The 23,616-nt window shown below is 61.7% G+C and carries 22 protein-coding genes; 9 read left to right on the top strand and 13 right to left on the bottom strand.

Translation table 11 applies throughout. The annotated features are described in order from the left end of the window. Window positions 1-5: 5 nt before the first annotated feature. The 8 genes from J5286_RS25015 to J5286_RS24980 all read right to left on the bottom strand — a co-directional run bounded on the left by J5286_RS25015 (window position 6) and on the right by J5286_RS24980 (window position 8,084). On the bottom strand, window positions 6-866 hold the full coding sequence (locus J5286_RS25015) for a glycerophosphodiester phosphodiesterase (RefSeq protein ID WP_209192517.1): 861 nt from the start codon (window positions 864-866) through the stop codon (window positions 6-8). Beyond that, window positions 841-1,920, bottom strand: a complete 1,080-nt coding sequence (locus tag J5286_RS25010; protein ID WP_209192515.1) for an ABC transporter ATP-binding protein — start codon at window positions 1,918-1,920, stop codon at window positions 841-843. Before J5286_RS25010 ends, J5286_RS25015 begins: the two co-directional genes overlap by 26 nt. A gap of 36 nt (window positions 1,921-1,956) precedes the next feature. Then, complete coding sequence (locus J5286_RS25005) at window positions 1,957-2,784, bottom strand: ABC transporter permease (protein ID WP_047504024.1); 828 nt, start codon at window positions 2,782-2,784, stop codon at window positions 1,957-1,959. Further along, window positions 2,781-3,662 (bottom strand): ABC transporter permease, encoded by an 882-nt coding sequence (locus J5286_RS25000; protein WP_245206530.1) that lies wholly within the window; start codon window positions 3,660-3,662, stop codon window positions 2,781-2,783. The genes J5286_RS25005 and J5286_RS25000 overlap by 4 nt, the downstream gene beginning before the upstream one ends. 11 nt (window positions 3,663-3,673) lie before the next feature. Further along, on the bottom strand, window positions 3,674-4,819 hold the full coding sequence (locus J5286_RS24995) for an extracellular solute-binding protein (protein ID WP_047504030.1): 1,146 nt from the start codon (window positions 4,817-4,819) through the stop codon (window positions 3,674-3,676). Window positions 4,820-4,999: 180 nt separating this feature from the next. Continuing rightward, entirely contained in the window at window positions 5,000-5,947 is a 948-nt protein-coding gene (locus J5286_RS24990) for a lytic transglycosylase domain-containing protein (RefSeq protein WP_209192512.1), read from the bottom strand. A gap of 124 nt (window positions 5,948-6,071) precedes the next feature. Beyond that, complete coding sequence (locus J5286_RS24985) at window positions 6,072-7,061, bottom strand: LacI family DNA-binding transcriptional regulator (RefSeq protein WP_047504035.1); 990 nt, start codon at window positions 7,059-7,061, stop codon at window positions 6,072-6,074. An 18-nt stretch (window positions 7,062-7,079) separates the two neighbouring features. Further along, window positions 7,080-8,084: a Gfo/Idh/MocA family protein gene (locus J5286_RS24980; protein ID WP_209192510.1), complete on the bottom strand. Its 1,005-nt coding sequence runs from the start codon at window positions 8,082-8,084 to the stop codon at window positions 7,080-7,082. Window positions 8,085-8,281: 197 nt separating this feature from the next. Here J5286_RS24980 and J5286_RS24975 point away from each other — a divergent pair, with 197 nt between their 5' ends. From J5286_RS24975 to J5286_RS24945, 7 genes are all read left to right on the top strand, one after another. Further along, window positions 8,282-9,574, top strand: coding sequence for an ABC transporter substrate-binding protein (locus tag J5286_RS24975; RefSeq protein WP_209192509.1), 1,293 nt, complete (start codon window positions 8,282-8,284; stop codon window positions 9,572-9,574). A gap of 85 nt (window positions 9,575-9,659) precedes the next feature. Further along, a complete protein-coding gene (locus J5286_RS24970) occupies window positions 9,660-10,547 on the top strand; it encodes a carbohydrate ABC transporter permease (protein ID WP_209192507.1) in 888 nt (295 codons plus the stop codon). Between the two features lies 1 nt (window position 10,548). After that, complete coding sequence (locus J5286_RS24965; protein ID WP_209192505.1) at window positions 10,549-11,460, top strand: carbohydrate ABC transporter permease; 912 nt, start codon at window positions 10,549-10,551, stop codon at window positions 11,458-11,460. Between the two features lie 21 nt (window positions 11,461-11,481). After that, on the top strand, window positions 11,482-12,567 hold the full coding sequence (locus J5286_RS24960; protein WP_209192504.1) for an ABC transporter ATP-binding protein: 1,086 nt from the start codon (window positions 11,482-11,484) through the stop codon (window positions 12,565-12,567). Between the two features lie 25 nt (window positions 12,568-12,592). Then, window positions 12,593-13,339, top strand: a complete 747-nt coding sequence (locus J5286_RS24955) for a ThuA domain-containing protein (protein WP_209192502.1) — start codon at window positions 12,593-12,595, stop codon at window positions 13,337-13,339. A gap of 214 nt (window positions 13,340-13,553) precedes the next feature. Beyond that, on the top strand, window positions 13,554-15,008 hold the full coding sequence (gene gabD / locus J5286_RS24950; RefSeq protein ID WP_209192501.1) for an NADP-dependent succinate-semialdehyde dehydrogenase: 1,455 nt from the start codon (window positions 13,554-13,556) through the stop codon (window positions 15,006-15,008). A gap of 443 nt (window positions 15,009-15,451) precedes the next feature. After that, on the top strand, window positions 15,452-15,979 hold the full coding sequence (locus tag J5286_RS24945) for a hypothetical protein (protein WP_209192500.1): 528 nt from the start codon (window positions 15,452-15,454) through the stop codon (window positions 15,977-15,979). Window positions 15,980-15,986: 7 nt separating this feature from the next. On the opposite strand, the gene J5286_RS24940 is transcribed toward J5286_RS24945, so the two are convergent. The 4 genes from J5286_RS24940 to J5286_RS24925 all read right to left on the bottom strand — a co-directional run bounded on the left by J5286_RS24940 (window position 15,987) and on the right by J5286_RS24925 (window position 20,069). Then, a complete protein-coding gene (locus J5286_RS24940) occupies window positions 15,987-16,904 on the bottom strand; it encodes a LysR substrate-binding domain-containing protein (protein WP_209192499.1) in 918 nt (305 codons plus the stop codon). 22 nt (window positions 16,905-16,926) lie between these two features. Beyond that, window positions 16,927-18,507, bottom strand: a complete 1,581-nt coding sequence (ahpF, locus tag J5286_RS24935; protein ID WP_209192497.1) for an alkyl hydroperoxide reductase subunit F — start codon at window positions 18,505-18,507, stop codon at window positions 16,927-16,929. A gap of 104 nt (window positions 18,508-18,611) precedes the next feature. Continuing rightward, entirely contained in the window at window positions 18,612-19,175 is a 564-nt protein-coding gene (ahpC, locus tag J5286_RS24930; protein ID WP_209192494.1) for an alkyl hydroperoxide reductase subunit C, read from the bottom strand. Between the two features lie 189 nt (window positions 19,176-19,364). Further along, entirely contained in the window at window positions 19,365-20,069 is a 705-nt protein-coding gene (locus J5286_RS24925) for an SDR family oxidoreductase (protein ID WP_209192492.1), read from the bottom strand. 128 nt (window positions 20,070-20,197) lie between these two features. On the opposite strand from J5286_RS24925, the gene gcvA reads away from it, so the two are divergent. Both gcvA and guaD read left to right on the top strand, forming a co-directional pair. Then, window positions 20,198-21,097, top strand: a complete 900-nt coding sequence (gcvA, locus tag J5286_RS24920) for a transcriptional regulator GcvA (RefSeq protein WP_209192490.1) — start codon at window positions 20,198-20,200, stop codon at window positions 21,095-21,097. Window positions 21,098-21,262: 165 nt separating this feature from the next. Next, the gene (guaD, locus tag J5286_RS24915; RefSeq protein WP_209192486.1) at window positions 21,263-22,630 is read left to right on the top strand and encodes a guanine deaminase; all 1,368 of its coding nucleotides are present in this window, start codon (window positions 21,263-21,265) and stop codon (window positions 22,628-22,630) included. Window positions 22,631-22,638: 8 nt separating this feature from the next. Here the strand turns inward: guaD and mmsB are convergent, their stop codons facing one another. Next, window positions 22,639-23,514, bottom strand: coding sequence for a 3-hydroxyisobutyrate dehydrogenase (gene mmsB, locus J5286_RS24910; protein WP_209192483.1), 876 nt, complete (start codon window positions 23,512-23,514; stop codon window positions 22,639-22,641). Between the last annotated feature and the right edge of the window lie 102 nt (window positions 23,515-23,616).

Below are 23,616 nucleotides of genomic sequence, written 5' to 3'. Positions count from 1 at the left end.
CAGCCCTAGCCGAGAAGCAATGCTTCCAGACCGACCGGGTCATCGGTGGTGATCTGGTCGACCTTCAGCGCCAGAAGGCGGCGCACGACAGGCAATGCGGCCGGAATTGCCGAATTGATCGTGTACGCGTCGATGCTGCGCCCGGCGCGATGGAAGGCCGCAACGAGGTCGTATCCGGCATCGTCGGCAAACAGCACCAGCTGATGATGCAGGTAGATCATCCGCGCGCGTGGCGAGGCAGCCACGGCATCAGCGACAAAACCGTCGAAGTCGCGGCTTTGCTTCAGCCGCTCGATCGCGCCATGGTGGCAGGGGTCGTAGCCGATCGGCATGTCCGGCACGGCTTGGGACAACCGTTCCACAGCCTCGGGATCACCTGCCGAGAGAATGACCGACTTTGCGACCGGCGAGATCGCGGCGGCGAAGGCGGCGATATCCTCTTCGCGGATATCAGGAGAATCTTCCTTGAGATCGAGCTGCAGCACAGCACCACCGTCGCGGCCGACGCGCTTCAGCAGTTGGCCGAGATCATCGATCAGCATGACCTTGTGGGCCGTCGGCTCGCCGAAGGGGTCGCGCAGATGGAGAACGCGCAAGTCGCTCTCCGTCGCATCGATCACACGCCCCTCGCCCGTCGTCGCCTTGTTCAGCGTCTCGTCGTGCAGGACGGCGAAGCCGGCGCCATTGTAACGCACGAGATCGATCTCGATGCTGGCGCCCAGCGCCATCGCCTCGGCAATGCGTTGTCCCGTAAACGAGATATCGCCGGCATAGCGGTGGCCGCGATGCCATTTCAGCCAGGTTTTGTGGCCCGCCTGATCGATCGCGATGCCGCTGCGGTCAAGCGTTGCCAAGGATTCGATCATGATGTCGCTCGCCTGAGTTTGCCGATTGGTAGACCAGCTGGTTGTCGCGGAATGCCCGGAATGCGGAAGCCGTCGGCTCGATGCCCGCGCCCTTGACCCAGCTGCTATCCGGTGCCGTCATCGCCTTCAAGCGCGTCCCGTCGGCAAGGTCGATATCCACGATCTTGTGCGTGCCGAAATCGATGCTGCGATGGACGATCGCGGTCGAGAGCGTCTTCGATGGCTGTAGCGACAGCGCCTCGGGACGGAACGCAAGGACGACGTCGCCATCTTCGATCGGTACGGCAACGGGAAAGGCCGGATGCTGGCTGACGCCGCCACGAATGCTGGTCTTGACGAAATTCATCGAGCCGATGAAGCCGGCCACGAATTCCGTCTGCGGCTCGCGGTAGACGATGTCTGGTGGTGCGATCTGTTCGGTGCTGCCGTCGCGCATGACGACGATGCGGTCGGCGAGCGCCAATGCCTCATCCTGGCCGTGGGTGACGAAGAGCGTGGTGATGCCGACGCGCTGCTGGATGTCGCGCACTTCCTCGCGCAGCCGTTCGCGCAGATGCTGGTCGAGGCTGGCGAATGGTTCGTCGAGCAACAGGATCTTTGGCTCCAGCACCAGCGAGCGGGCCAACGCCACGCGCTGCTGCTGGCCACCCGACAACTGCGTCGTCATGCGCCGGCCGTAGTCGGCAAGGCCGACCAGCGCCAAAGCGTTTTCGACACGCTCGCGGATCTCGGCCTTTGGCAGGCGACGAAGCTTGAGGCCGAAGGCGATGTTGTTGAAGACGTCCATATGGGTCCAGAGCGCGTGGCTCTGGAAGACCATACCCGTCGGGCGCTTTTCCGGCGGAAGCGTCGTCACATCCTTGGCATCGATCAGGATCGAGCCGCCGCTCGGCTGCTCGAAGCCGCCGATCATGCGAAGCAGCGTCGACTTGCCGGACCCGGATGGACCAAGCAGGCAGACGAGCTCGCCGTCTTCCACATCGAGCGAGAAATCACGGACCGCGAACGAGGTGCCGAACGTCTTGGAGACGTTCTTGATCGTCAAGCGTGCCATATCAAGCCTTTCCTCGGGCGAAGCCCGATCCTAACGTCACGCGCCGAAGCCGCGAGCAAACGCACCCGTTCCGACGACACGGCGGGCAAACATCAGCGCGATGAACGACGGCACCCAGAGCATCACCGAGAGAACGGCGCCATACTGCACCACGATCTGGTTGTTGATGAAGGTGATCATCAAAACCGGCATGGTGCGTATTTCAGGCGCGCCAATCAGCCAGGCGCCTTCGGTTTCATAAAATGTGCCGACGAAGGTCAGCAGCAATGCGGCAAAGATCGTTGGCGCTGCCTGCGGCAGCGTGATCGACCAGAATACCCGCAATGGCCCGGCGCCCGCATCGCGCGCGGCCTCTTCCATCCGGCGATCGATGTTCTGGAAAGCCGCCACCGGGATCCAGATCATCAGCATCAGCGTCCCGACGAGCTGGATCAGCACCACGCCCCAGAAGGTGCTGATCAGCCCAAGCTTCAGGAAGATGCCGGCGATCGCCACCAGCAGGCCGAACTTCGGAAAGGCGTGCGATGCCAGGAACGACAGGAAGAGCACGTTCTTTCCGGGAAACGACATGCGCGCGAAAGCGTAGGCCGCAGGCAGGCAGATGATGGCGGAGAGAAGCGTGACCGTCGTCGTCAGCCGCAGGCTGAGGAACAGCGCGTCCCAAACATCCGCGCGCGACAGCGTCTGCGACCAGAAGCGGAAACCGAACTGCTGCGGAATGACCGACGGATAGCGCCACACCTCGGTGAAAGCCCAGGTGCCGACCACGATCAGCGGCACGGCGATGAAGAGCGTGAGCAGCACGGCAAACAGGATGCCCGCCCAATCGATCTCGGAACCGTTGACCTTGCTTGCGATCTTCATCGCGACGCCTCCCGGTTTTTGGCGATCGAGCGCACATAAAAGATGCCGAAGACCAGGCAGAAGCCGAAGGAGATCACCGCCTGCGTCAGCGCATTCAGGGGATCGTTCACATCGGAGAAGGTCCGCTGCATGAACGGTCCCATCATTTCCGGCGATGCCGGGCCGAGCACATAGGGCAAAGTGAAGGACGAGAAGATGCCGAGGACGGCGAAGGATGCCGTGACCAGGAGCGAATTGCCCATGCGCGGCAGGATGATCGAGACGAAAACGCGCATCGGCGACGCGCCGACATCACGTGCGGCCTCGACCGAGCTCTTCGGAATATTGCCAAGCCCGGCCGTCAGCATCAGCACCGTCAACGGAAGATTGTCCCACACCAGCCCGATCACAGGGCCCCATGGGGTCAGATAGGGCGACGGGATTTTCGGCAGTCCGACAGCGTTCAACAGCAGATCGACGGTGCCGTTGGGCCCGATCGTGCGGATCAGTGCGTAGGACAGGATGATCGATGGCACGAACATCGGGAAAATCGCCATACCCTGCACGTAGGCGGGAAGACGTCCCTGCGAAAAGCGCAGATAGAGCGCGATCGGCAAGCCGATCACCAGCAGCAGAACGCCACAGACGACAGTCGTCCACAACGTCACCCAGAGATTGGCGAGGCTGTAGGAGTCGCTGAAGAAAAACGCATAGGAGGCCAGCGATACCGACCTCGTGCCATCCGCCTGCGGGACGAACACCGTGGTGATCACGGCCGAGAAGATCGGGTAGACGATCAGCCATCCGAGCAGGAACACCGGCAGGGCGACCAGAAGAAGCCCTACCGGATTTTGCGCTTTGCCCGGCGCGGTTGCCCGCGCCGGCAGCGATAATGTCATGCCTTTACGCATCAGGTGCGGCTGATGCCCGGAGCAACGTTACGGTACCAACCGTCGTTGATGTTGCTTTCCCAATCGCCGGCCGGGAAGGTCGGGATCGTGGTCGGGATGACATCGGCGTATTTCTGGCGGAGTTCGTCAGAGATATGATCCCAGGAAACGCCGGGGAAGCCACCGATCTCGGTGATGATCGCTTCCTGGATTTCCTTGGTCAGCATGAAGGCCGCGAGCTTGAGCGCGGCGTCCTTGTTGGCACCGTTGGAGAACACCGTCATCCGCGAGAAGCCGCCGCAGAGCGCCAGATCGCTCAGCTGAACAAGACCCGTCGTCTCAGGCAGGACACCCTGCGACAGAGCCTGCAGAACCTGGTCGGACCAAACAGGCGTCATCGTGACAACGCCCTGGGCGAGCAGCTGGATCGACTGTGTGTTGCCGGCCGTGTAGGCGCCCTTTTCGTACAGCGACGGCGCGAGATCGTTGAGGATCGCCCAAGCCGGCGTCAGCATTTGGTTGCCAAGCTCGGCGGTGTAGTTATCTGTGGTGAACTTCTTCGGATCACGACCGTTGGCCTCGTGGATCGCGCGGCGCACGAAGTTGCCGCCAGAGCCACCCTTGTCCGGGCGGTTGTAGATGAACTGGCCAGGGTTGGCCTTGATCCAGGCCGTCAGCTGTTCCCAGGTCTTCGGCGCATCCTTGGGGTCGAGCTTGGTCTTGTCGTAGGCGAGCAGCACCTGCGAACCGCGATAGGGGAGCGAGTATTCGCTGTCGACGCTCAGCGGATTGACGTTCGCGAAGCCGTCGATGTTTTCGGCCGAGAACTTGACCCAGAGGCCGGCATCGATAGCGCCAGCAGGCAAACGCGGATCGAAGTGTTCGAAGATATCCGACTGCGGATCGGTCTTCGACTTGAGCGCTGCCAGAGCGCGGTCTGCAATCGCACGCAAGCCGGCGTTGTCGCCTGCATCGGTGACCTTCACGGCAGCTTCAGGGTGGGCCTTCTTGAAGGCCGGAAGCACGGTGTTGTTCCAGAAATCGATGATGTTGGCGTCGGAGCCACTGTAGAGGTTGATCGTCCCATCTGCAGCCATTGCAAAGCGTGGCAGGGCCAGCAGACCGGCTGCCGCCGATGATGTGACAAGAAACTCGCGTCTGTTCATGACCGTCTCCATTCGGTTTTGGGGCATTGCCCTTAGGACTGTGGTTTTGCTATCGCCGACGCGTAACAGTGACATGACAAGATAGGGCCGGAATTCATTTTTTGCACACCCGTGCAATTTAATTCGCCGAATAGGCCGGGGGCATCGCGGAAGATCGCGAATGCCACCGAGCGCAACGCCTCAGTTCTTGAAAACCAGACAGATCTGGTTGGTCTTGCGGATCTGTTTGCAGACATCATTGGCCTCCTCCCTCGTCTGCCGCGCGATGCGGGTCACATAGCGCGGCCGAAAGCCGAAGCTGCGGTCGCGCTGCCGCAGAATCAGCGGCTGCTCCTGATCGAGCGGCGCCGGAAACTGCGCGACAGCCTCGTAGAAGAGACGACGGGCGACATCAGGATTGGCGCTCGCCGCGATCTGCACGCCCCATGGCGCCCAGTTCCCTTCCGGCCGCCAAGCCGGCTCGGCCATCTTGCGGCGATCGGCAAGGGCAACACAGCTTTCGATGAACGGCTTATCCTCGGCCAAGGGACCCGCCGCCTTGTCGGGGGCCGAGGATTTCCACTCCTCGACGCTATGGGCGGTAATCGCCATCACGTAACTGCGCGTCTCCGTCGGCAGGCCGCCGCCATTGAGGAAGTTGGACAGCCCGTTTTCGCCGGCATTATACGCTGCCGCCGCGAGACCTAGATTGCCGAAGCGGTCGCGCAATTCGTCGAGATATTCGGCCGATTTCTGCAAGGCTTCCAGAACATCATAACTGTCCTGCAAGCCGCGCAGCTTGGCGGTACCCGGCATGAACTGCGCGATACCCTGCGCACCCTTGTAACTCAGCGCGTCCGGCCTGAACCGGCTCTCGCGCCAGATCAGCCGGGCGAAGAAGTCCGGCGGCAGGTCGTGCTCGGTCGCGGTGCGTTCGATCGCGCCGCAGAGATCGCGGTTGAAACTGTCCTTGCGAATGCAAAGCGTCTCCGCCGAGCCGGTCATCGAGCGCGTATAAAGGCAGGCTGCCTCCGGCTGAGCCTCGATGATCTCAGCAGCGCTGGCCGGGCCAATCAGTGTCATGCAAAGAGAGAGGCGGAAACCCCACGACACGAATAGACCGATGCTGCGCCGCCTGATCGCGATCATTTGCTCTCGGCGCCACGCTGGCGGCGCCGCCATTGGATGATATCAGGCGCGCATACCATTTCGTTTGAAGCCTGTAGTCAAGCCACACCTAAAACAGCGACCTATTCGCGTGACGCGGATCGTGTCAGGCGGTGGATCCCCAGCGGGCATTACAGGTCAGCGTTATGCTGTGCGGCCCCGGCAGATCGGCATCGTGGCGCTCGATGAGATCGACAACTGCGTCTATGAAGGCCACGTGATCGAGGCTGAGTGTCGTAAGATCGTTGCAATCCCATGCGGCCATGGCGATGCCATCCTGGCCGACGATGGCGATGTCATCAGGCGTGTTCTTGCCGAGCATGCGCCGCGCGGCGTCTCGCGCGCCGATCGCCATCACGTCGTTGCCGCAAATGATGGCGTCGACCTTCGAGCGATGCAGCAGCAGCACCGCTTCCTTGAAGCCGGAATCGTACGTGTAGTCGCCGAAGGCCTCGGCCTCGATGGCCAGTCCGCGCTTGGCGAGCGCGTCCGCGAACCATTTGCGTCGAAGCTTGTCGATCCAGCTGGATTTGGTGCCGGAGAGATAGGCGAAGCGCTTCTTGCCGTCATTGACGATCTTCTCGATGATCTCGTCGGCCGCGGCCGAGCCGTCGATGCGGATGTTGGAGACGTTTTCATTCTCCAGCGGTTCGAACGAGACGATGATCGGCTTGGTGGTATGGAAGATATCGACCGCGTCCTGCATCGACACCATGTCCGAGAAAACCACGACATGATCCACCTGATAGGTGGATGCCAGCCGCATCAATTGCAGCCGATCATCGTGATCGGCACAGCACAGGATGATCGGCAGCAGCTGGCGCGCCTGCAGCCTGTGGACCAGCAATTGCTGCTCTTCGGCCTCGCAAGGGTTTCCGATTGCATTGACGACGAGGGCGACCAGCCTTGAGCGCTGATTGTTCAGCGAGCGGGCAATCGCGTTCGGCTGATAGCCGTGTTCGCGCGCGACCGACAAAATTCGATCGCGCGTGGCGCTGCCGATCCTGGAATCGGGCGAGAATGCGCGGGAAATGGTGGCGGAGGATACCCCGGCGAGCTTTGCCAGTTCCTTCGAGGTGATCCGCCGCTTGTTCATGTCTGGTGTCCGATACGTCTATTCGGCGGGCCGGACGGGCATGCCGTCGGCTGCCGCCGATTCCTTGATTGCATCCCACAGCCTAGCGAAACGCAGTCCCATTTCAACGGAGCCGGTGTTTTCCATTTCACCAGCGCGAATAGCGAGGAAGTTTTTCATCGGGTTTCCGAGAATTTCGGCCTCTTCGCGCGGCTCGTTGAGCCGACCGACGCTGATTTCGCGCCAGCCGCCCCAGGCATCGATCCGCACGATCGCCTTCGAGTAGAAGAAGGTGATGTAGGAGGCGCAGCCTGGAGGCCCCTCGCCTGCCGCCGTCAAGGTCGCCAAGGCACCGTTCTTCAGGCGGGCGGACACTGCTGTGACGATATCGACCTTGCGGCCGTGCCTGTTCATAAAGGCCGACACGCTGGCGAAGTCGGAATTGGCCAGCAGGCAGACGGTGTTCATCATGTGCGCGCCGGTGTCGAACATGAAGCCGCCGCCCGAGATTTCCGGCTCCTGCTTCCAGTGACCGGCATAATTGTCGGCCCAACTCTCCCAGATCATGCCCGATATCGCGATAAGCTCGCCGAATTCGCCTGCAAGAGCACGCTTGCGCGTATCGATCACCAACGGCGAGAGGCCGCCCTGGAAAGCGGTGACAACCGTGACGCCGCTCTTCTTCTGCGCCGCGATCAGCGTTTCAGCCTCGGCAACGGTCGTGACCATCGGCTTTTCAAGGAAAAGATCGATGCCGGCCTCGACGACGGCTGCCGCCTGCTCGCCATGAAAGGCGTGCGGGGTGGAGATGTAGACGATGTCCAGTTCATCCCGGCATTTCGTGAGCATCTCGCGATAGTCCTCGAAGCTCTTCGGTGCCGCTGCGCCGGTTGCGGTGCAGACGTCGATCAGACGCTGGCGCGACGAAGCGGTCGTATCGGCAAGCGCTACGAACTCGACCTCCGGCATTGTCGCCCAGCTCGCCGCATACTCGGCCGCCTTCAGGCCGGCGCCGATCACGCCCAGCCGCAATTTCTGTGTCATGAAACTCCTCCCACATGATTGTGTACACGATTACACAAACGGAAAACTTGACGCAAGTTCTATTTTATTGCGTAAAATCAATATATTATATGTTGATATAAATTCTTTGAGAAATCCGCCTTGCCTCGTTTAGGAATGCGTGTACATTTTTCACACGGTGCTGGAGGGCGCCGCCAATCAAAAAGGGAGGACTTCCGTTGAAGAAGACGGTCATTGGTGGCCTGTGCGCCATTTTGCTGAGCGCGGTCTCGACGCTGGCACATGCCGAAACAATCCGAATTGCAAATCACGGCCAAGCCGGCATCGACGCCATGAAGTCGACGGTCGAGGCGATCGAAAAGAAATACGGAGTGACCGTCGAGGTCGTCGAGTACCCGGCGCCCGACAAGGACTACCTGACAAAGCTGCTCACCGAGCTTGGCGCCGGCAACGCGCCGGATCTGTTCTCGATCCCGTCGACGGCGGCTGTGGCCGATATGGTCGAAGCCGGATACCTCGCCCCTGTAACCAAAGAGATCACCGCCTGGGACGGCTACGCGAACTTCTATGACGTCGCAAAGCAGCTGGCCGTGAGCCCCGACGGCGAAACCTACGTCATGCCGTTCATGCTCGGCATCCAGGAGATCTACTTCCGCAAGGATGTGCTGGAGAAAGCCGGCATTTCGACCGAGCAACCGAAGACCTGGCAAGACCTGCTGGATCGTGCCGCTGAAGTGAAGGCGAAGACCGGCGCTTACGGCCTGCTCTTTCCGGCCGGCGTGTCCTGGGGCAGCGGCGCCTTCGATGAAGGCTTCCAGCATCTGCTCGTCGGCTCCAAGACGCCGCAACTCGTCGATGCAGATGGAAAGCTCGATCTCAGCGGTGAAGGCATCAAGGACGTCTTCGGCGTTTACAAGGAGCTGATCGACAAGGACCTGATGCCGACGCAGCCACTGCTTGGCCCCGAGCCGTGGGTCATTCCCAAGTACCAGATGTTCCCTGAGGGCAAGCTTGCGGCAACCACTTGCGGCTCTTGGTGCTACATCTTCGATTGGGGCCGCGAGAGCAAGAACCCGATCCCAGAGGTGGCAAAGATCGTCGGCACCTGGACCGTTCCCGGCCAGACGGGCGGCCAGTACGTGCTCGCGAACCTTGCTGCTCCGTGGGCCGTCAACGCGAAGTCTGCGAACGTGGAACTGGCGACGAAGGCGCTGCTTGAGATCGGCTCGGTCGACACGCAGGTCTCTTACGCCGCGCGCATCGGCAATATTCCGGCAAGCAAGGATGCGGCCAAGAGCGCCGAGTTCCAGAAGTTGACGGAACTCGTTCCGATCCACGCCGCGGCCGGCAATGGCGTCTTCCTGAAGCAGGCTTCCGGCTTCGGCACCATCGCCGAAGGCGTGGCACGCGCAACCGAGGCGCTGCTGCGCAAGGAAACGGATGCTGCCGGCGCCCAGAAGATCCTTGTCGATTACGTCAAGGAAACGCTCGGCGACGACGTGGTGAAATAAGCCTCAAGCCCTTCGACTTCCGCCCAAGACTGCAGGCGCGGCCAGCTGGCCGCGTCTGCGATCATCAGACAAGGTTGCGAGCTTCATGGTCCTCAATTCTCACGAACGACGCGTCGAGCGGCAGCTCCTCGTGATCCTGCTGCCGTCGCTGGTCCTGCTTCTGGCCTTCGTGATCTATCCCGCACTTTACTCCGTCTATCTGAGCTTCACCAACGAAGCCCTCACGGGCGCCGCAGCGCTGCGTCCGCGCTTTGTGGGCATTCGCAACTACATGCGGCTTCTGAACGACGCGAAGTTCTGGAACGCTATCATCGTGACGTTCTTCTTCGTGGTCGGATCCGCTGTGATCGGCCAGTTCGTTCTCGGGCTGATTTCGGCTGTTGCCCTGCGTCGGCAGATCATGTTCCGCCAGATTTTCTCCTCGATGATCCTGCTGCCCAACGCAGCACCTGAGGTCGTTGCCGGTTTCATGTGGATTTCGATGCTGGCTGGCGGCGAGAACGCCACGCTCAGCCGTATCGTGAGCTTCTTCGGCGTGACACCCACCGATTGGCTCCAGGTCTTCCCGCTGACGATGATCATCGTCGTCAACACTTGGCGCGGCATCGCCACAGCGATGATCCTCTTGACTGCGGGCCTCAGCACCATTCCGAGCGAGATCTATGAGGCTGCCCGCATGGACGGCGCCACGCCATCGCAGATGTTCCGCCGCATCACGCTTCCCCTGATGATGCCGACGATCCTTCTCTACATGCTGATCTCCGCCGTCTCGACGATCGCGGTCTTCGGTCTTGTCTATGCGCTTACGCGCGGCGGCCCTGGTGGCGCGACCGAAGTCATCAGCATCTACATCTACAACCAGTCCTTCACTGCCTTCCAGCTCGGCTACGGCGCCGCGGTCGCGGTCGTCACTTTGGTGATCTCGCTGATCCTCGGCATCGCATACGTGCGGGCAATGAAGGTGGAGGTCTGACATGGCAGTGCTTTCCCCGACAGAAAACGCCAACAAGACCCGATCGGACCTGCTTGCCTACGCCACGCTGTCGCTGATCTCGATCTTCTGCGCTGTCCCGTTCCTCTGGGTTCTGCTCGCGTCGCTCGATGGCAACGCCCAGCTGTTCCTCCGCTGGCCGGAGCAATGGACGCTCGACAATTATCTGCGTGTGTTCACCAAGGAAGACGGGGCGAAGTGGCTCTTCAATTCGCTCTTTGTCGTCGGCTCCGCGACGGTGCTGGTGATGGTGCTGGCCGGCCTCGGTGGCTATGCCTTGGCGCGCACGCGGGCCTGGTGGAAGCTGCCGTTTCTCTACGCGATCCTTCTGATCCGCGTCTTGCCGCCGACCGCGCTGGTGGTGCCGCTCTACAAGTTCCTGCTGACGCTCAACAATGCCGAGGGCGCGATCCTACGGCCGATCTTCGGCGAGTACGCCCGGCCGATCATGCGCTGGACGGGGTTCATCGACGGTTATCTCGGCCTGATCCTGGTGCTCGCGACCATGCAGCTGCCGTTGGCGCTGTGGATCATGAAAACCTTCTTTGACGGCCTGCCGCGCGACTATGAGGAGGCAGCGCTGATGGACGGCGCAACGATGACGCAGCGCATCCGCCGCGTCCTGATCCCGCTGGCGCTGCCGGGGCTGGCCGCGGCCGGGTTGTTTGCTTTCATGTCGGCATGGGGCGATTTCCTGCTGCCGCTGATCTTCCTCTCGTCACCGGAGCTGCAGACGCTTCCCCTCGGCCTCTTTCGCGCTTTCCTGCGCATCAACGAGATCGATTACGGCCTGCTTGCCGCCCTCGCCTTCATCTACCTCCTGCCGGCTGTGATCGCCTTCGGCTTCGCGCGGCGCTTCCTCGTCCAGACCTTCGCGGGCGGCGTCAAAGGCTGATATCCAGAAAGAGTTTCACAGATGATCAATCTCAAGAACGTTCGCAAATTCTATGGCGCCCTGGAGGTCATCAAGGGCGTCGACATCACCGTCGAGGACGGCGAGTTTGCCGTATTCGTTGGTCCTTCGGGTTGCGGCAAGTCGACCCTTCTGCGGATGATCGCCGGGCTGGAAGGCATCGACGACGGCGACCTCATCTTGAACGGCAAGCGCATCAACGACGTGCCGCCGGACAAACGCGGTATCGCCATGGTGTTTCAATCCTACGCGCTCTATCCGCATATGACGGTGGCGCAGAATATCGGCTTCTCGCTCAGCCTGAAGAAAGTGCCGGAAGCGGAAATCCGCAAGCAGGTGGAAGGCGTCGCCGAAATCCTGCAGCTAACTGACTATCTCGATCGCCGCCCCGCCGCATTGTCCGGCGGCCAACGACAGCGCGTCGCGATCGGTCGCGCCATCATCAAGAAGCCGTCGCTGATCTTGTTTGATGAACCGCTCTCCAACCTCGATTCCGCGCTGCGGGTACAGATGCGCGCCGAGCTGCAGCGCTTGCACCGCGAATTGAAGGCGACCGTCGTCTACGTCACCCACGATCAGGTCGAGGCCATGACCATGGCGGACCGCATCGTCGTCCTGAACAAGGGGCTTGTCGCCCAGCAGGGCGCACCGATGGACCTTTACCACAAGCCTGACAACGAGTTCGTCGCCACCTTCATCGGCTCTCCGCGCATGAACACCGTTCCCGTGACGATCAGCAAGCCGCAGGCCGGCGCGTTGCGCGTGCAGAGCCCGATCGGATTGGCGCTCGACCTGCCGGGTGGCGCCGGAACGGTGCCCGAGGGTGCCGCCACGCTCGGCATCCGCCCGGAGCACTTCAAGATCGCGCCCGAGGGCCAGGGCAATTTCACGGCCGACGTCGTCATAGTCGAACGCCTTGGCGTCGAGACTTACATGACCGTCGGCTCTGAGGCGCAGCCGATCGTCGTACGCGCCGAAGGCGATATCGCGGTGCGGCCGGGAGACCGCGTCTCTCTGACAGCCGATGGCGCCGCCTGCCATCTGTTCGACACCACCGGGCGTGTCATCCGCTCGGCTCAAGTATCCTAATCACGTTGATAACATCGAGGACATCATGACGATCAAGGTCACCATCTGGAACGAGGGACGCCACGAGCAACTGCACAAGGAGGTTCAGGAGATCTATCCTGACCGCATCGACGGTGCGATTGCGGCAGGCATCGCACATCCCGATTTCGAAATCCGTCGAGGAACGCTGGATGATCCCGACGAAGGCCTTCCCGACTCGGTACTCAACGACACCGACGTCCTGCTCTGGTGGGGCCATATGGCCCATGAGGACGTCAGCGACGGACTGATCGACCGTGTCCAGCAGCGCGTCCTGAAGGGGATGGGGTTGCTCATCCTGCACTCCGGGCATCACTCCAAGCTCTTCCGTCGCCTGATGGGCACCAACGCCAACCTCTCCTGGCGTGAAACACCGGAGGGCGATCTCGAGCGCGTGTGGGTGGTCAATCCGTCTCACCCGATCGCCGAGGGACTGCCGCCCTATTTCGAGGTGAACGCGTCGGAAATGTACGGCGAGCCCTTCGACATCCCGCAGCCCGACGAGCTGGTATTCATTTCCTGGTATTCGGGTGGCGAGGTGTTTCGCAGCGGCTGCACCTTCCAGCGCGGCCGGGGACGCATCTTCTTCTTCAGCCCCGGTCACGAGAGCTACCCGATCTACCATGACAAGACCATTCATAAAGTCATCTCGAACGGGATCCGCTGGGCAAAGCAGAACCACACCGACGGCCGGATCCTGGAAAACTGGCACCGCGCCGAGCCGCTGCATGGACGCCCTTCCAAGAAAGCCTGAGCTCCGCCGTTTGACCCGTTGAACATCGGCGCGGCCCACGGTCGCGCCGCTTCCGGCACTGAAAAGCCACCAATGGCTCCAGTTGCAAGTCTTGGGCAATTCGGCCAATTTGATCTTGCCGGACGGGACACCAGTTTATCCTTCGCACAAGAAAGACGCTGGCCCGATCAGTGCCGGCAGCCATGCCGGCAACGTGTCAAACAGGATGAATGCGATGCAGCTGAAAGACCCCTCCCTTTTTCGCCAGGCCGCTCTTGTTGGCGGAGAATGGATCGATGTCGATCCCGCCAATGCGATCGAGGTCAACAATCCGGCCACCGGAGAGATTATCGGCCGCGTGCCCAAGCTCGGCGGCGGCGAGACGAAGGCGGCAATCGAGGCGGCGCGCGTCGCGCAGAAGGGCTGGGCCGCCCGCACCGCCAAGGAACGCGCCGGCATCCTGCGGAAGTGGTTCGATCTGATGATCGAGAACAAGGACGACCTCGGGCGCATCCTGACGCTTGAACAAGGCAAGCCGCTTGCCGAAGCCACCGGCGAGATCGTCTATGGCGCGAGCTTCATCGAATGGTTCGCGGAGGAAGCCCGGCGCATCTATGGCGACCTGATACCGGGCCACCAGCCAGACAAGCGCATCATGGTGATGAAGCAGCCGATCGGTGTGGTCGCGGCAATCACGCCCTGGAATTTCCCGAACGCGATGATCACCCGCAAGGCTGGCCCGGCGCTGGCTGCGGGCTGCGCCATGGTGCTGAAGCCGGCATCGCAGACACCGTTCTCGGCGATCGCGATCGCGGTGCTTGCCGAGCGCGCCGGCCTGCCGGCGGGGCTTTTCTCGGTGCTAACAGGGTCTGCTGCCGCGATCGGCGCGGAGATGACGTCAAACCCGACCGTGCGCAAGCTCACCTTTACCGGATCGACCGAAATCGGCGCCGAGCTCTACAAGCAGAGCGCGCCAACGATCAAGAAACTCGGGCTCGAGCTCGGCGGCAATGCACCGTTTATCGTCTTCGACGACGCCGATCTCGATGCAGCCGTCGAGGGTGCTCTGATCGCGAAATTCCGCAACAACGGCCAGACATGCGTCTGCGCCAACAGGCTCTACGTGCAGGATGGCGTCTATGACGCCTTCTCCAAGAAGCTCGCGGAAGCGGTCGGGAAGCTGAAGACCGGCAACGGCTTCGATGAAGGCGTCATTCTCGGCCCCTTGATCGACAAGCCGGCGCTTGAGAAGGTTGAGGAGCACGTCGCCGACGCGCTCGCCAAGGGTGCGAACATCATCCAGGGCGGCAAGCCGCATGCGCTGGGCGGCACCTTCTACGAGGCCACCGTCCTCGCCAACGTCACGAAGGATATGGCCGTCGCGCGCGAAGAGACGTTCGGCCCGCTTGCTCCCCTCTTCCGCTTCAAGGATGAGGCGGATGTAATCGAACAGGCAAACGACACCGAATTCGGCCTCGCTTCCTATTTCTACGCCAAGGACCTCGCGCGTGTGTTCCGCGTGGCCGAGGCGCTGGAATATGGCATGGTCGGCGTGAATACGGGCCTGATCTCGACGGCGGAAGCGCCGTTCGGTGGCGTGAAGCTCTCAGGCCTCGGCCGCGAAGGTTCGCGATACGGCATCGAGGAGTTCACCGAGATCAAGTACGTCTGCCTCGGCGGCATCAGTTGACGCAAGACCACGAAAGGCGCGCAAGCCGAATGGTTTGCGCGCTGGCGCTACCCGTTGATCCGGAAAACTGAAAGCTGAAGAACGCGTGGGCCAGAATCGAAAAAGCCTGCCGCGGGAGGAGGTGCGACAGGCTTTTCGAAAATAACCGAATGACAGCTGGGAGGAGGAGTGCTGTCATTCCCACAGGCGCCCTTGGGAGGAGGATAAGGCCACCTGCAACTCGAAGCTCTGCGGGAGGAGGTGCATCGCTTCGATGATTTGTTTATACAGCAAGCGCGCTCAAATCATAGGCACAATTCTGCAGAACAGCTATGCGCTATGCGCGTGACGCGCAGCTTCTGTCGCAGATCTGCGCCACATGGCCGTTGCGGCGCAAGTCGCCCGCCCCCTTGGAATTTCCGCGTTTTCTGCTACCACGCGCCGGAAAACATGAGGAAACGCCGATGAGCGCCGCATTTTATCGTGACTATGTTGTCGATCTGAAGGCACGTATCGACGATCTGCATACCGACCCCAGCAGCTATCAGACTTACGATCTGACGATGGAGCTGCTCGCCCAGAAAAACCTGATCAGCTACGCGATGAGCCGCAAACAGGGTCAGGTGGACAGTCTCTTCTATCGTCGCGACACGGCAAGCGGACAGGGCACGCAGATGTCGCAGGAGACGGCGTACCGGGTATTCTCCGGCTTCTTCGGACTGGGCCAGTTCCTGGCGTCGACGGGGCGGGCGAACGGGCTCGGCGAGGAAGCGTTCGCGGAAACGCTGACGGCGGGATGGGAATATCCCACCTGCGCGGTCCAGTTCGCCTACCGGAAGAAGGGCCAGCCGCGCGGCGCTTCGATGAAGATGCTCTTTGTCGGGCTGAATGGTGACGCGGATGCCGCAACATTCGAGGCCAAGCTGACGCAACCCGAGCTATTGATCGGCGCACGGCCGTTTTCCACCAAGCTCCTGTGGGAGTGGAAGTGAAGTCGTTTTAAGCGGCCGGCGAGCGCCTGATGTCGGCAAGCAGCTCCTGGGCAACCTCGCGCAGAAGACTGGCGATACTTTCCAGAAAAGCGCCCATCGCCGAACCCGTGCGCCAGCAGATGCCGATGCGCCTGTTCGGCGATATGCCTTCGAAACGCAGAAGCCTGATATCGCCCGACGCCGGATGCAGCGCGGCGAGCTCGGGCAGAAGCGTGATCCCGACATTGGCGCCGACCATCTGGCGCAGCGTCTCCAGGCTGGTGGCGCGAAACGAGGTGCGCTCGCTCGCACCCGACAAGCGGCACACATCGAGCGCCTGGTCCCGCAGGCAATGCCCCTCTTCGAGCAGCATGAGATCGTAGCGATCGAGGTCCCCGAGCGTCAGCGACCGCCGCTTTGCCAGCGGATGCGTGCCGGGAACGGCGAGCAGGAAGTCCTCCTCGAAGAGAAACTCTGCCTTCAAGTGGTCGTCGTTGATGGGAAGAGCGAGGATCGCGGCATCGAGATTGCCGCTTCTGAGCCGCGCCAGGAGCGCATCGCTCTTTTCTTCGATCAGCAGCGTCTCCAGCCGCGGGAACTGCCTATAGATGCGCGGCACCGCATGCGGCAGGAAATAGGGTGCAAGCGTCGGGAAGATGCCGAGACGCAGGGTGCCAACCTCGGGATTGAGGCTGCGCAAGGCCGATGACTTGATCTCGGCGACCTCTTGCATGATGCGCCTTGCCCGCTTGACGGTATCCTCGCCGAACGGTGTCAACATGACCGTGCGCGGCGTGCGCTCGATCAGAGGAGCGCCAAGGGTCTCCTCCAGTTTCCGGATCTGCATGGAGAGCGTCGGCTGGCTGACCAGGCACGCCTCGGCGGCCCGGCCAAAATGCCGGTGGTCCGCCAAGGCAATCAGGTATTCCAGCTCGCGAAGCGTCATTTCAGGACCGTGTCGATCAGCCTCAAGCCGCCTTCACCGCATCCTCGTCCGGGCTAGACGTGCGGATCAGATGATCGAAGGCCGCAAGCGATGCCTTGGCGCCCTCGCCGAGCGCAATCACGATCTGCTTGTACGGCACCGTGGTGCAATCGCCGGCGGCGAAGACGCCGGGGACCGAGGTCTGGCCGTGATGATCGACGATGATCTCGCCGCGTGGCGACAGATCGATCGCGCCCTTCAGCCATTCGGTGTTCGGAAGCAGACCGATCTGAACGAAGATGCCTTCGAGATCGAGCGTGTGGCGCTGACCCGCAACGCGGTTTTCGTAGACGAGCCCGGTCACCTTCTGGCCGTCGCCCAGCACTTCCGTCGTCTTGGCGGAGAGCAGGATATCGACGTTGGGAAGGCTGCGCAGCTTGCGCTGCAGGACATCATCGGCGCGCAGCTTGTTGTCGAATTCGATCAGCGTCACGTGGCTGACAATGTTGGCAAGATCGATCGCCGCTTCGACGCCCGAATTGCCACCGCCGATGACGGCGACGCGCTTGCCCTTGAACAGCGGGCCGTCGCAATGCGGGCAATAGGCAACGCCCTTGTTGCGATACTGGTCCTCGCCGGGAACGCCCATCTGCCGCCAGCGCGCGCCGGTCGACAGGATAACCGTCTTCGAGCGCAGAGTGGCGCCGTTGGCGAGCTCGACCGCGATCATGTCCTTGCCGGGAACGAGCTTTTCGGCGCGCTGCAGGTTCATGACGTCGACGTCGTATTGCTTCACATGCGCTTCCAGCGAGGCCGCGAACTGCGGACCCTCGGTGTGCTGCACGGAGATGAAGTTTTCGATCGCCATCGTGTCGAGCACCTGACCGCCGAAGCGCTCGGCGGCAACGCCGGTACGGATGCCCTTGCGCGCGGCGTAAATGGCCGCCGCAGCGCCGGCCGGACCGCCGCCGATGACGAGCACGTCATAGGCTTCGCGGCCATTCAGCTTTTCAGCGGCACGTGCAGCCGAGTTGGTGTCAAGCTTGGAGACGATCTCCTCGACTTCCATTCGGCCCTGACCGAACAGCTGGCCGTTGAGATAGACCGTCGGCACCGACATGACCTGGCGGTTTTGAACCTCGGCCGGGAACACGCCGCCATCGATCGCCACATGCTTCACGCGCGGGTTCAAGACGGCCATCAGGTTCAGCGCCTGCACGACGTCGGGGCAATTCTGGCAGGTGAGCGAGAAATAGGTTTCGAAGAGGAAATCGCCATCGAGATCCTTGATCTGATCGATGATCGCCTGCTCGGTGCGCGGCGGGTGGCCGCCGACCTGCAGCAGAGCCAGCACCAGCGAGGTGAACTCGTGGCCCATCGGAATGCCCGCGAAGCGAAGGTTGATGTCGTGGCCTGGGCTGGTCAGCGCGAACGAGGGTGCGCGCTCGCCGTCATCGCGGGTTTCCACGACCGAGATCTTGTCGGAAAGTGCGACCAGTTCGGCGAGAAGCTCCGACATCTCTTTCGACTTGGCGCTGTCATTGACCGAAGCGGTGATCGCGATCGGGCGAACGACCCGTTCCAGATAGCCCTTCAACTGGGATTTCAGATTGTCGTCGAGCATGGGACACTCCGCTAAAAATGGATGGCCGCGCCGCGTTTGGGGCGCTGAATATGGTATTGGGTGCCGCCCTCCAGATGGACCGGAAGGCGGCAGTCATTCGAACGTCAGATTTTGCCGACGAGGTGCAGCGACGGAGCGAGCGTCTTTTCGCCCTCTTCCCACTTGGCCGGGCAAACTTCACCCGGATGCGCGCGCACATACTGCGCAGCCTTGATGCGACGCAGCAGGTCGACGGCGTTGCGGCCGATGCCTTCTGCAGTGACTTCCATCGCCTGGATGACGCCATCGGGATCGACGACGAAGGTGCCGCGGTCGGCAAGGCCTTCGGATTCGCGCATGACTTCGAAGTTGCGGCTGATCGTGCCCGTCGGGTCGCCGATCATCGTGTACTGGATCTTGCCGATCGTCTCGGAGCTGTCGTGCCAGGCCTTGTGGGTGAAGTGCGTGTCGGTCGAGACCGAATAGACCTCGACGTCAAGGCGCTGCAGCTCGGCATAGTGATCGGCAACATCGCCGAGTTCCGTCGGGCAAACAAAGGTAAAGTCGGCCGGGTAGAAGAAGAATACCGCCCACTTGCCCTTGGCGTCGGCATCGGTCACGTCAATGAATTTGCCCTGCTTGAAGGCCTGCGCCTTGAAGGGCTTAATGGATGTGTTGATAAGGGACATGAAGGCTCCTGTGAAATTGCTGCGAAGCGAAAACCTGCTTTCGCAGCGCAACATAAACAGGGGCCAGCGATAAATGAAATAGATAAAGAAAAATATTTCGATAGATAACCTCTATCGCAGGCCTGCGACGTGACGTTTATCAAGCGGCCGTCAAAAAGCCGCTTGATTCCGCGACGTCAACGGTTTCGATCACACCGATCGGCCGAGCCCGCCATCCACCTTGATATTCTGCCCGGTGATATATCCGGCGCCGTCCGATGCCAGAAACGCGACCGTCGCCGCGATCTCTTCGCTCGTGCCATAGCGCTTCATCGGCACCGATTCGCGGCGCTCCTCGGTTGCCGGCAAGCTGTCGATCCAGCCCGGCAGAACGTTGTTCATGCGGATATTGTCCGCCGCGTATGTGTCGGCGAATATCTTGGTGAAGGAGGCGAGACCGGCGCGGAAGACTGCAGAGGTCGGGAACATCGCCGACGGCTCGAAGGCCCAGGCGGTGGAGATATTGACGATCGCGCCAGACTTCTGCGCCTGCATGATCGGCGTGACGATCCGGGTTGGGCGGATGACGTTCATCAGGTAGACGTCCATGCCCTTGTGCCAATCCTCGTCGGTGATATCGAGGATGGGCGCGCGCGGGCCGTGCCCCGCGCTGTTGACCAGCACATCGATGCGGCCCCAGGCCTGCATGGCGAGATCCACAAGGCGTTTGATATCGTCATTCGACTGGTTCGAGCCCGTGACGCCGACGCCACCGAGCTCCTTGGCCAGTGCCTCTCCCTTGCCCGTGGACGAGAGGATGGCGAGCTTGAAGCCATCGGCCGCCAGACGCTTGGCGGCATCAGCCCCCATGCCGCTGCCGCCTGCCGTCACCAGGGCCACTTTTTCTACTGTCACGACATCCACCCTTTCGTCACTCTTCTTGCGCATCGCGCTTGTTTTCAGCCTTGATGCCATATGATACCATCAGGAAGGCATCGCTTCGAGCCAATTCGATTGGCATCAATCAGTAGAAAATCTATCGCATGAACGATCCGCTTTTCCGCCTTCCGCCGCTCAATGGCCTGCGTGCCTTCGAAGTCGCCGCCCGCCATCTCAACTTTCGCGCCGCAGCCGAGGAACTGGGCGTCACCCAAGCGGCGGTGGCCCAGCAGGTCCGCGGCCTGGAGAAAGAGTTGAACCTCGCCTTGTTCGAGCGCCTCCCCCGCAAGCTTGCCTTGACCGAAGCGGGACGTGGCTACGCCGAGAGCATCCGGCGTGCTTTCGAACTGATCTCCGATGCGACGGCGACATTGAGGCCGGAGCCCTTGCGGCTGACGATCAGCGTCACGCCGACTTTCGCGTCGAAGTGGCTGATCCCGAGGCTGCCCGATTTCCTGGCCGCCCACCCGGACCTCGATATGCGCATTCTCGCCAGCGAACGTGTCGCCAACTTCCAGTCAGATGACGTTGATATCGCCGTCCGGCTGGCGCGGCCGCCCTTTCCGGCCTCGCTGGAGGCCAATCTGCTTTTCGAGCAGGAGCTTGTCCCGGTCTGCAGCCCGGCGCTGATGCCAGCAACCGGACCGCTCGACCCCACCGATCTCGCGCGTTTCGTGCTGCTCCACGATACCCACAATCAGTGGCCGGAATTCATCGCTACGATCGCTGGCGCAAGGCCCGTCGCCACCTCGAAGGGCGTCCGCTTCAATCAAACGTCTCACGCGATCGAGGCTGCCCTTGCCGGACAGGGCATCGCGCTGGCAAGCGCGGTCTTCGTCAACGAGGATATCGCCGCCGGCCGGTTGGTGCCGGCGTTCACGGAAACGATGCGTGCGCAATCGGACTTTTACGTCGTCTCGCTCCGCAAGCCGAGACAAGCCCAATCTGTAGCCAAGGTCAGGGCGTGGTTGCTTCAGCATGCCGAGCAGTCCACTCGCGCCTGATAATCACGGCGACAGCTGCCGGACGACCGAGCGTCCCATCATTGCACGGCAGCCACCGTAAAAACGCAGGGCTCCTGCGATGGACCCCGCGGCCATTCGCTATAGATTTAAATTCGTGCATACGTGCGCGTATACTGACGCATTGATTGAATTGGGAATACAGCATTGGACTTGCGGAATAAAACGCTCTGCGCCTCCGGATTTCACGCTCCGGAGCGCGGAAAGATCGATATCCTGGACGAGGTGCTGATCGACATCGGCGCGGATGGCACGATCGCCGCCATGCATCGGCCGAGCGATCCGAACTACCGGACCATTCGCGAGGCCCGCGAGGAAGGCGGCGAGCTGGTCACGCTGCCGGTTGGCTCTTATCTCCTTCCGGGTTTCATCGATCTTCACGTCCATGCGCCGCAATATCCACAGCTTGGCAGCGCGCTCGATGTGCCGCTCGAGGTATGGCTGCAGAAATACACCTTCCCGCTGGAAGCCCGCTACGAAGACCTTGCCTTCGCAAAGCGCAGCTACGGCCTGCTCGTCGACGACCTCCTCGCAAACGGCACGACCACGGCGCTCTATTTCGCCACCGTGCACCAGGATGCGACGCGATCTCTTGCGGACATATGTCTGGAGAAGGGCCAACGCGCTTTGATCGGCAAGGTGGCGATGGACAATGCCGACGAGTGTCCGGATTACTACCGCGACGCCTCGCCGGATGAAGCCATTGAAGGCACGCGTGCACTGATTGATTACATCAACAATCATCCTGATAACGTTGAAAAGAAAGTCCTTCCTGTCATCACGCCGCGCTTCGTGCCATCCTGCACCGACGCGACGCTTGAGGGGCTGGGTGCTCTGGCCAAGGAATGCGGCTGCCACGTGCAGACCCACTGTTCGGAGAGCGACTGGGCGCATGGCTATGTGTTGTCCCGCTACGGCGTGACCGATACCGAGGCGCTCGATCGCTTCGGCCTGCTCGGCCGGCGCACGGTTCTGGCACACGCCAACTTCCTGACGGATGGTGACATGAACAAGGTGCGGGAGCGCGAAGCTGCTGTCGCCCACTGCCCGCTCTCCAACGTTTACTTCGCCAACGCCGTATTCCCGCTCAAGGCCGCCCTAGACAAGGGCATACACGTCGGTCTCGGCACGGATGTCTCCGGCGGGCCGAGCGCCTCGATGCTTGAGAACTGCCGCGGCGCGATCCTGATGTCGCGCGCTCTTGAGAGCGGCGTCGATCCCAAGCGCGATGCCGAATCGCGTGCCAGCTACGGGCCGGCCCAGATCGATTTCCGCGATGCCTTCTATATCGCGACGGCAGGCGGTGGCGTGGCGCTCGATCTGCCGATCGGCCAGTTCAAGCCCGGCTATCTGTTCGATGCGATCGTTGTCGACACCAAGGCGCCGAAGGGATCGGTGCGCTTGTTCGACGAATTCGATAGCGGCGAACAGATTCTCCAGAAGATCATCAACACCGCCTCGAAACCCAATATCGCAACCGCCTGGGTCGGCGGCACGAACCTGCGCTTGCCGTAAGAAAGGCGTCAGCCGCGCAACATCTCGATGATCGCTGAGAAATCGCGACCGCCATTGCCCTGCTTTTCGAAGAGAGCGAACAATTGCGCGGCTTCGGCGCCGAGCGGCGTCGAGGCGCCTGTCGCGAGCGCCGCCTCCTGCGACAGGCGGAGGTCCTTCAGCATCAAGGCGGCTGCAAAGCCCGGCTTGTAATCGTTGTTGGCGGGCGACGTCGGCACCGGGCCGGGAACCGGGCAGTATGTGTTGATCGACCAGCATTGGCCCGATGACGTCGAGGCGACATCGAACAAGGCCTGGTGCGAGAGGCCGAGCTTTTCTCCCAGCGCGAAGGCCTCGCAGACGCCAATCATCGATATGCCGAGGATCATGTTGTTGCAAATCTTCGCCGCCTGCCCCGCGCCTGCCTCTCCGCAATGGACGATCTTCTTGCCCATCGCTTCGAGTATGGGTTTGGCCCTTGCGAAGCTCTCCGGCGTTCCTCCCGCCATGAAGGTCAGCGTTCCGGCCGCAGCACCGCTGGTTCCGCCGGAGACCGGGACATCGAGCGATGGGCAATCGGCGGCCTTTGCCATCTCATGCGCCTTGCGCGCGCTGGCGACGTCGATCGTCGAGCAGTCGATGACGAGCGTTCCCGAGGGAATAGCGCCAAGGATGTCTGTCCACGCCGTCAGGACGTGCCTGCCCTGTGGAAGCATGGTCACGACGACATCGGCACCGCTCACAGCTTGGGAGATGTCACTCGCCGGCTGCACGCCGGTCGCTTCGGAGGATTGAAGCAATGCCGACACCAGATCAAAGCCCGCGACCGTGTGCCCTGCCTTGACCAGATTTGCCGCCATCGGCCCACCCATATTGCCGAGGCCGATAAACGCGATTTTTGTCATGTCCTGCTCCCATCGTCAGACGATCCCATTTGAGGGGCCCATTGAGGGATAGCTATGTCATGATCGCGCGCAGTCGAGAGCGACAGAGGCGGCGCCGTGTTG

Origin of the sequence: Rhizobium sp. 16-488-2b (genome assembly GCF_017741815.1) — a bacterium.
Lineage (GTDB): Bacteria > Pseudomonadota > Alphaproteobacteria > Rhizobiales > Rhizobiaceae > Rhizobium.
The sequence above is the reverse complement of the archived record's forward strand: the minus strand, read 5'-3'. Positions and strand labels throughout refer to the sequence as shown.

Bases quoted from the DNA above. Each gene is read 5' to 3' on its own strand.
- J5286_RS24985 (WP_047504035.1), bottom strand. From the start codon at position 7,061: ATGAACAAGCGGCGGATCACCTCGAAGGAACTGGCAAAGCTCGCCGGG.
- J5286_RS24995 (WP_047504030.1), bottom strand. From the start codon at position 4,819: ATGAACAGACGCGAGTTTCTTGTCACATCATCGGCGGCAGCCGGTCTG.
- J5286_RS24970 (WP_209192507.1), top strand. From the start codon at position 9,660: ATGGTCCTCAATTCTCACGAACGACGCGTCGAGCGGCAGCTCCTCGTG.
- J5286_RS25015 (WP_209192517.1), bottom strand. From the start codon at position 866: ATGATCGAATCCTTGGCAACGCTTGACCGCAGCGGCATCGCGATCGAT.
- J5286_RS24965 (WP_209192505.1), top strand. From the start codon at position 10,549: ATGGCAGTGCTTTCCCCGACAGAAAACGCCAACAAGACCCGATCGGAC.
- J5286_RS24940 (WP_209192499.1), bottom strand. From the start codon at position 16,904: ATGACGCTTCGCGAGCTGGAATACCTGATTGCCTTGGCGGACCACCGG.
- J5286_RS24945 (WP_209192500.1), top strand. From the start codon at position 15,452: ATGAGCGCCGCATTTTATCGTGACTATGTTGTCGATCTGAAGGCACGT.
- ahpF (WP_209192497.1), bottom strand. From the start codon at position 18,507: ATGCTCGACGACAATCTGAAATCCCAGTTGAAGGGCTATCTGGAACGG.
- J5286_RS24990 (WP_209192512.1), bottom strand. From the start codon at position 5,947: ATGATCGCGATCAGGCGGCGCAGCATCGGTCTATTCGTGTCGTGGGGT.
- gabD (WP_209192501.1), top strand. From the start codon at position 13,554: ATGCAGCTGAAAGACCCCTCCCTTTTTCGCCAGGCCGCTCTTGTTGGC.
- mmsB (WP_209192483.1), bottom strand. From the start codon at position 23,514: ATGACAAAAATCGCGTTTATCGGCCTCGGCAATATGGGTGGGCCGATG.
- J5286_RS24955 (WP_209192502.1), top strand. From the start codon at position 12,593: ATGACGATCAAGGTCACCATCTGGAACGAGGGACGCCACGAGCAACTG.
- J5286_RS25000 (WP_245206530.1), bottom strand. From the start codon at position 3,662: ATGACATTATCGCTGCCGGCGCGGGCAACCGCGCCGGGCAAAGCGCAA.
- J5286_RS25010 (WP_209192515.1), bottom strand. From the start codon at position 1,920: ATGGCACGCTTGACGATCAAGAACGTCTCCAAGACGTTCGGCACCTCG.
- J5286_RS25005 (WP_047504024.1), bottom strand. From the start codon at position 2,784: ATGAAGATCGCAAGCAAGGTCAACGGTTCCGAGATCGATTGGGCGGGC.
- gcvA (WP_209192490.1), top strand. From the start codon at position 20,198: ATGAACGATCCGCTTTTCCGCCTTCCGCCGCTCAATGGCCTGCGTGCC.
- J5286_RS24960 (WP_209192504.1), top strand. From the start codon at position 11,482: ATGATCAATCTCAAGAACGTTCGCAAATTCTATGGCGCCCTGGAGGTC.
- J5286_RS24980 (WP_209192510.1), bottom strand. From the start codon at position 8,084: ATGACACAGAAATTGCGGCTGGGCGTGATCGGCGCCGGCCTGAAGGCG.
- ahpC (WP_209192494.1), bottom strand. From the start codon at position 19,175: ATGTCCCTTATCAACACATCCATTAAGCCCTTCAAGGCGCAGGCCTTC.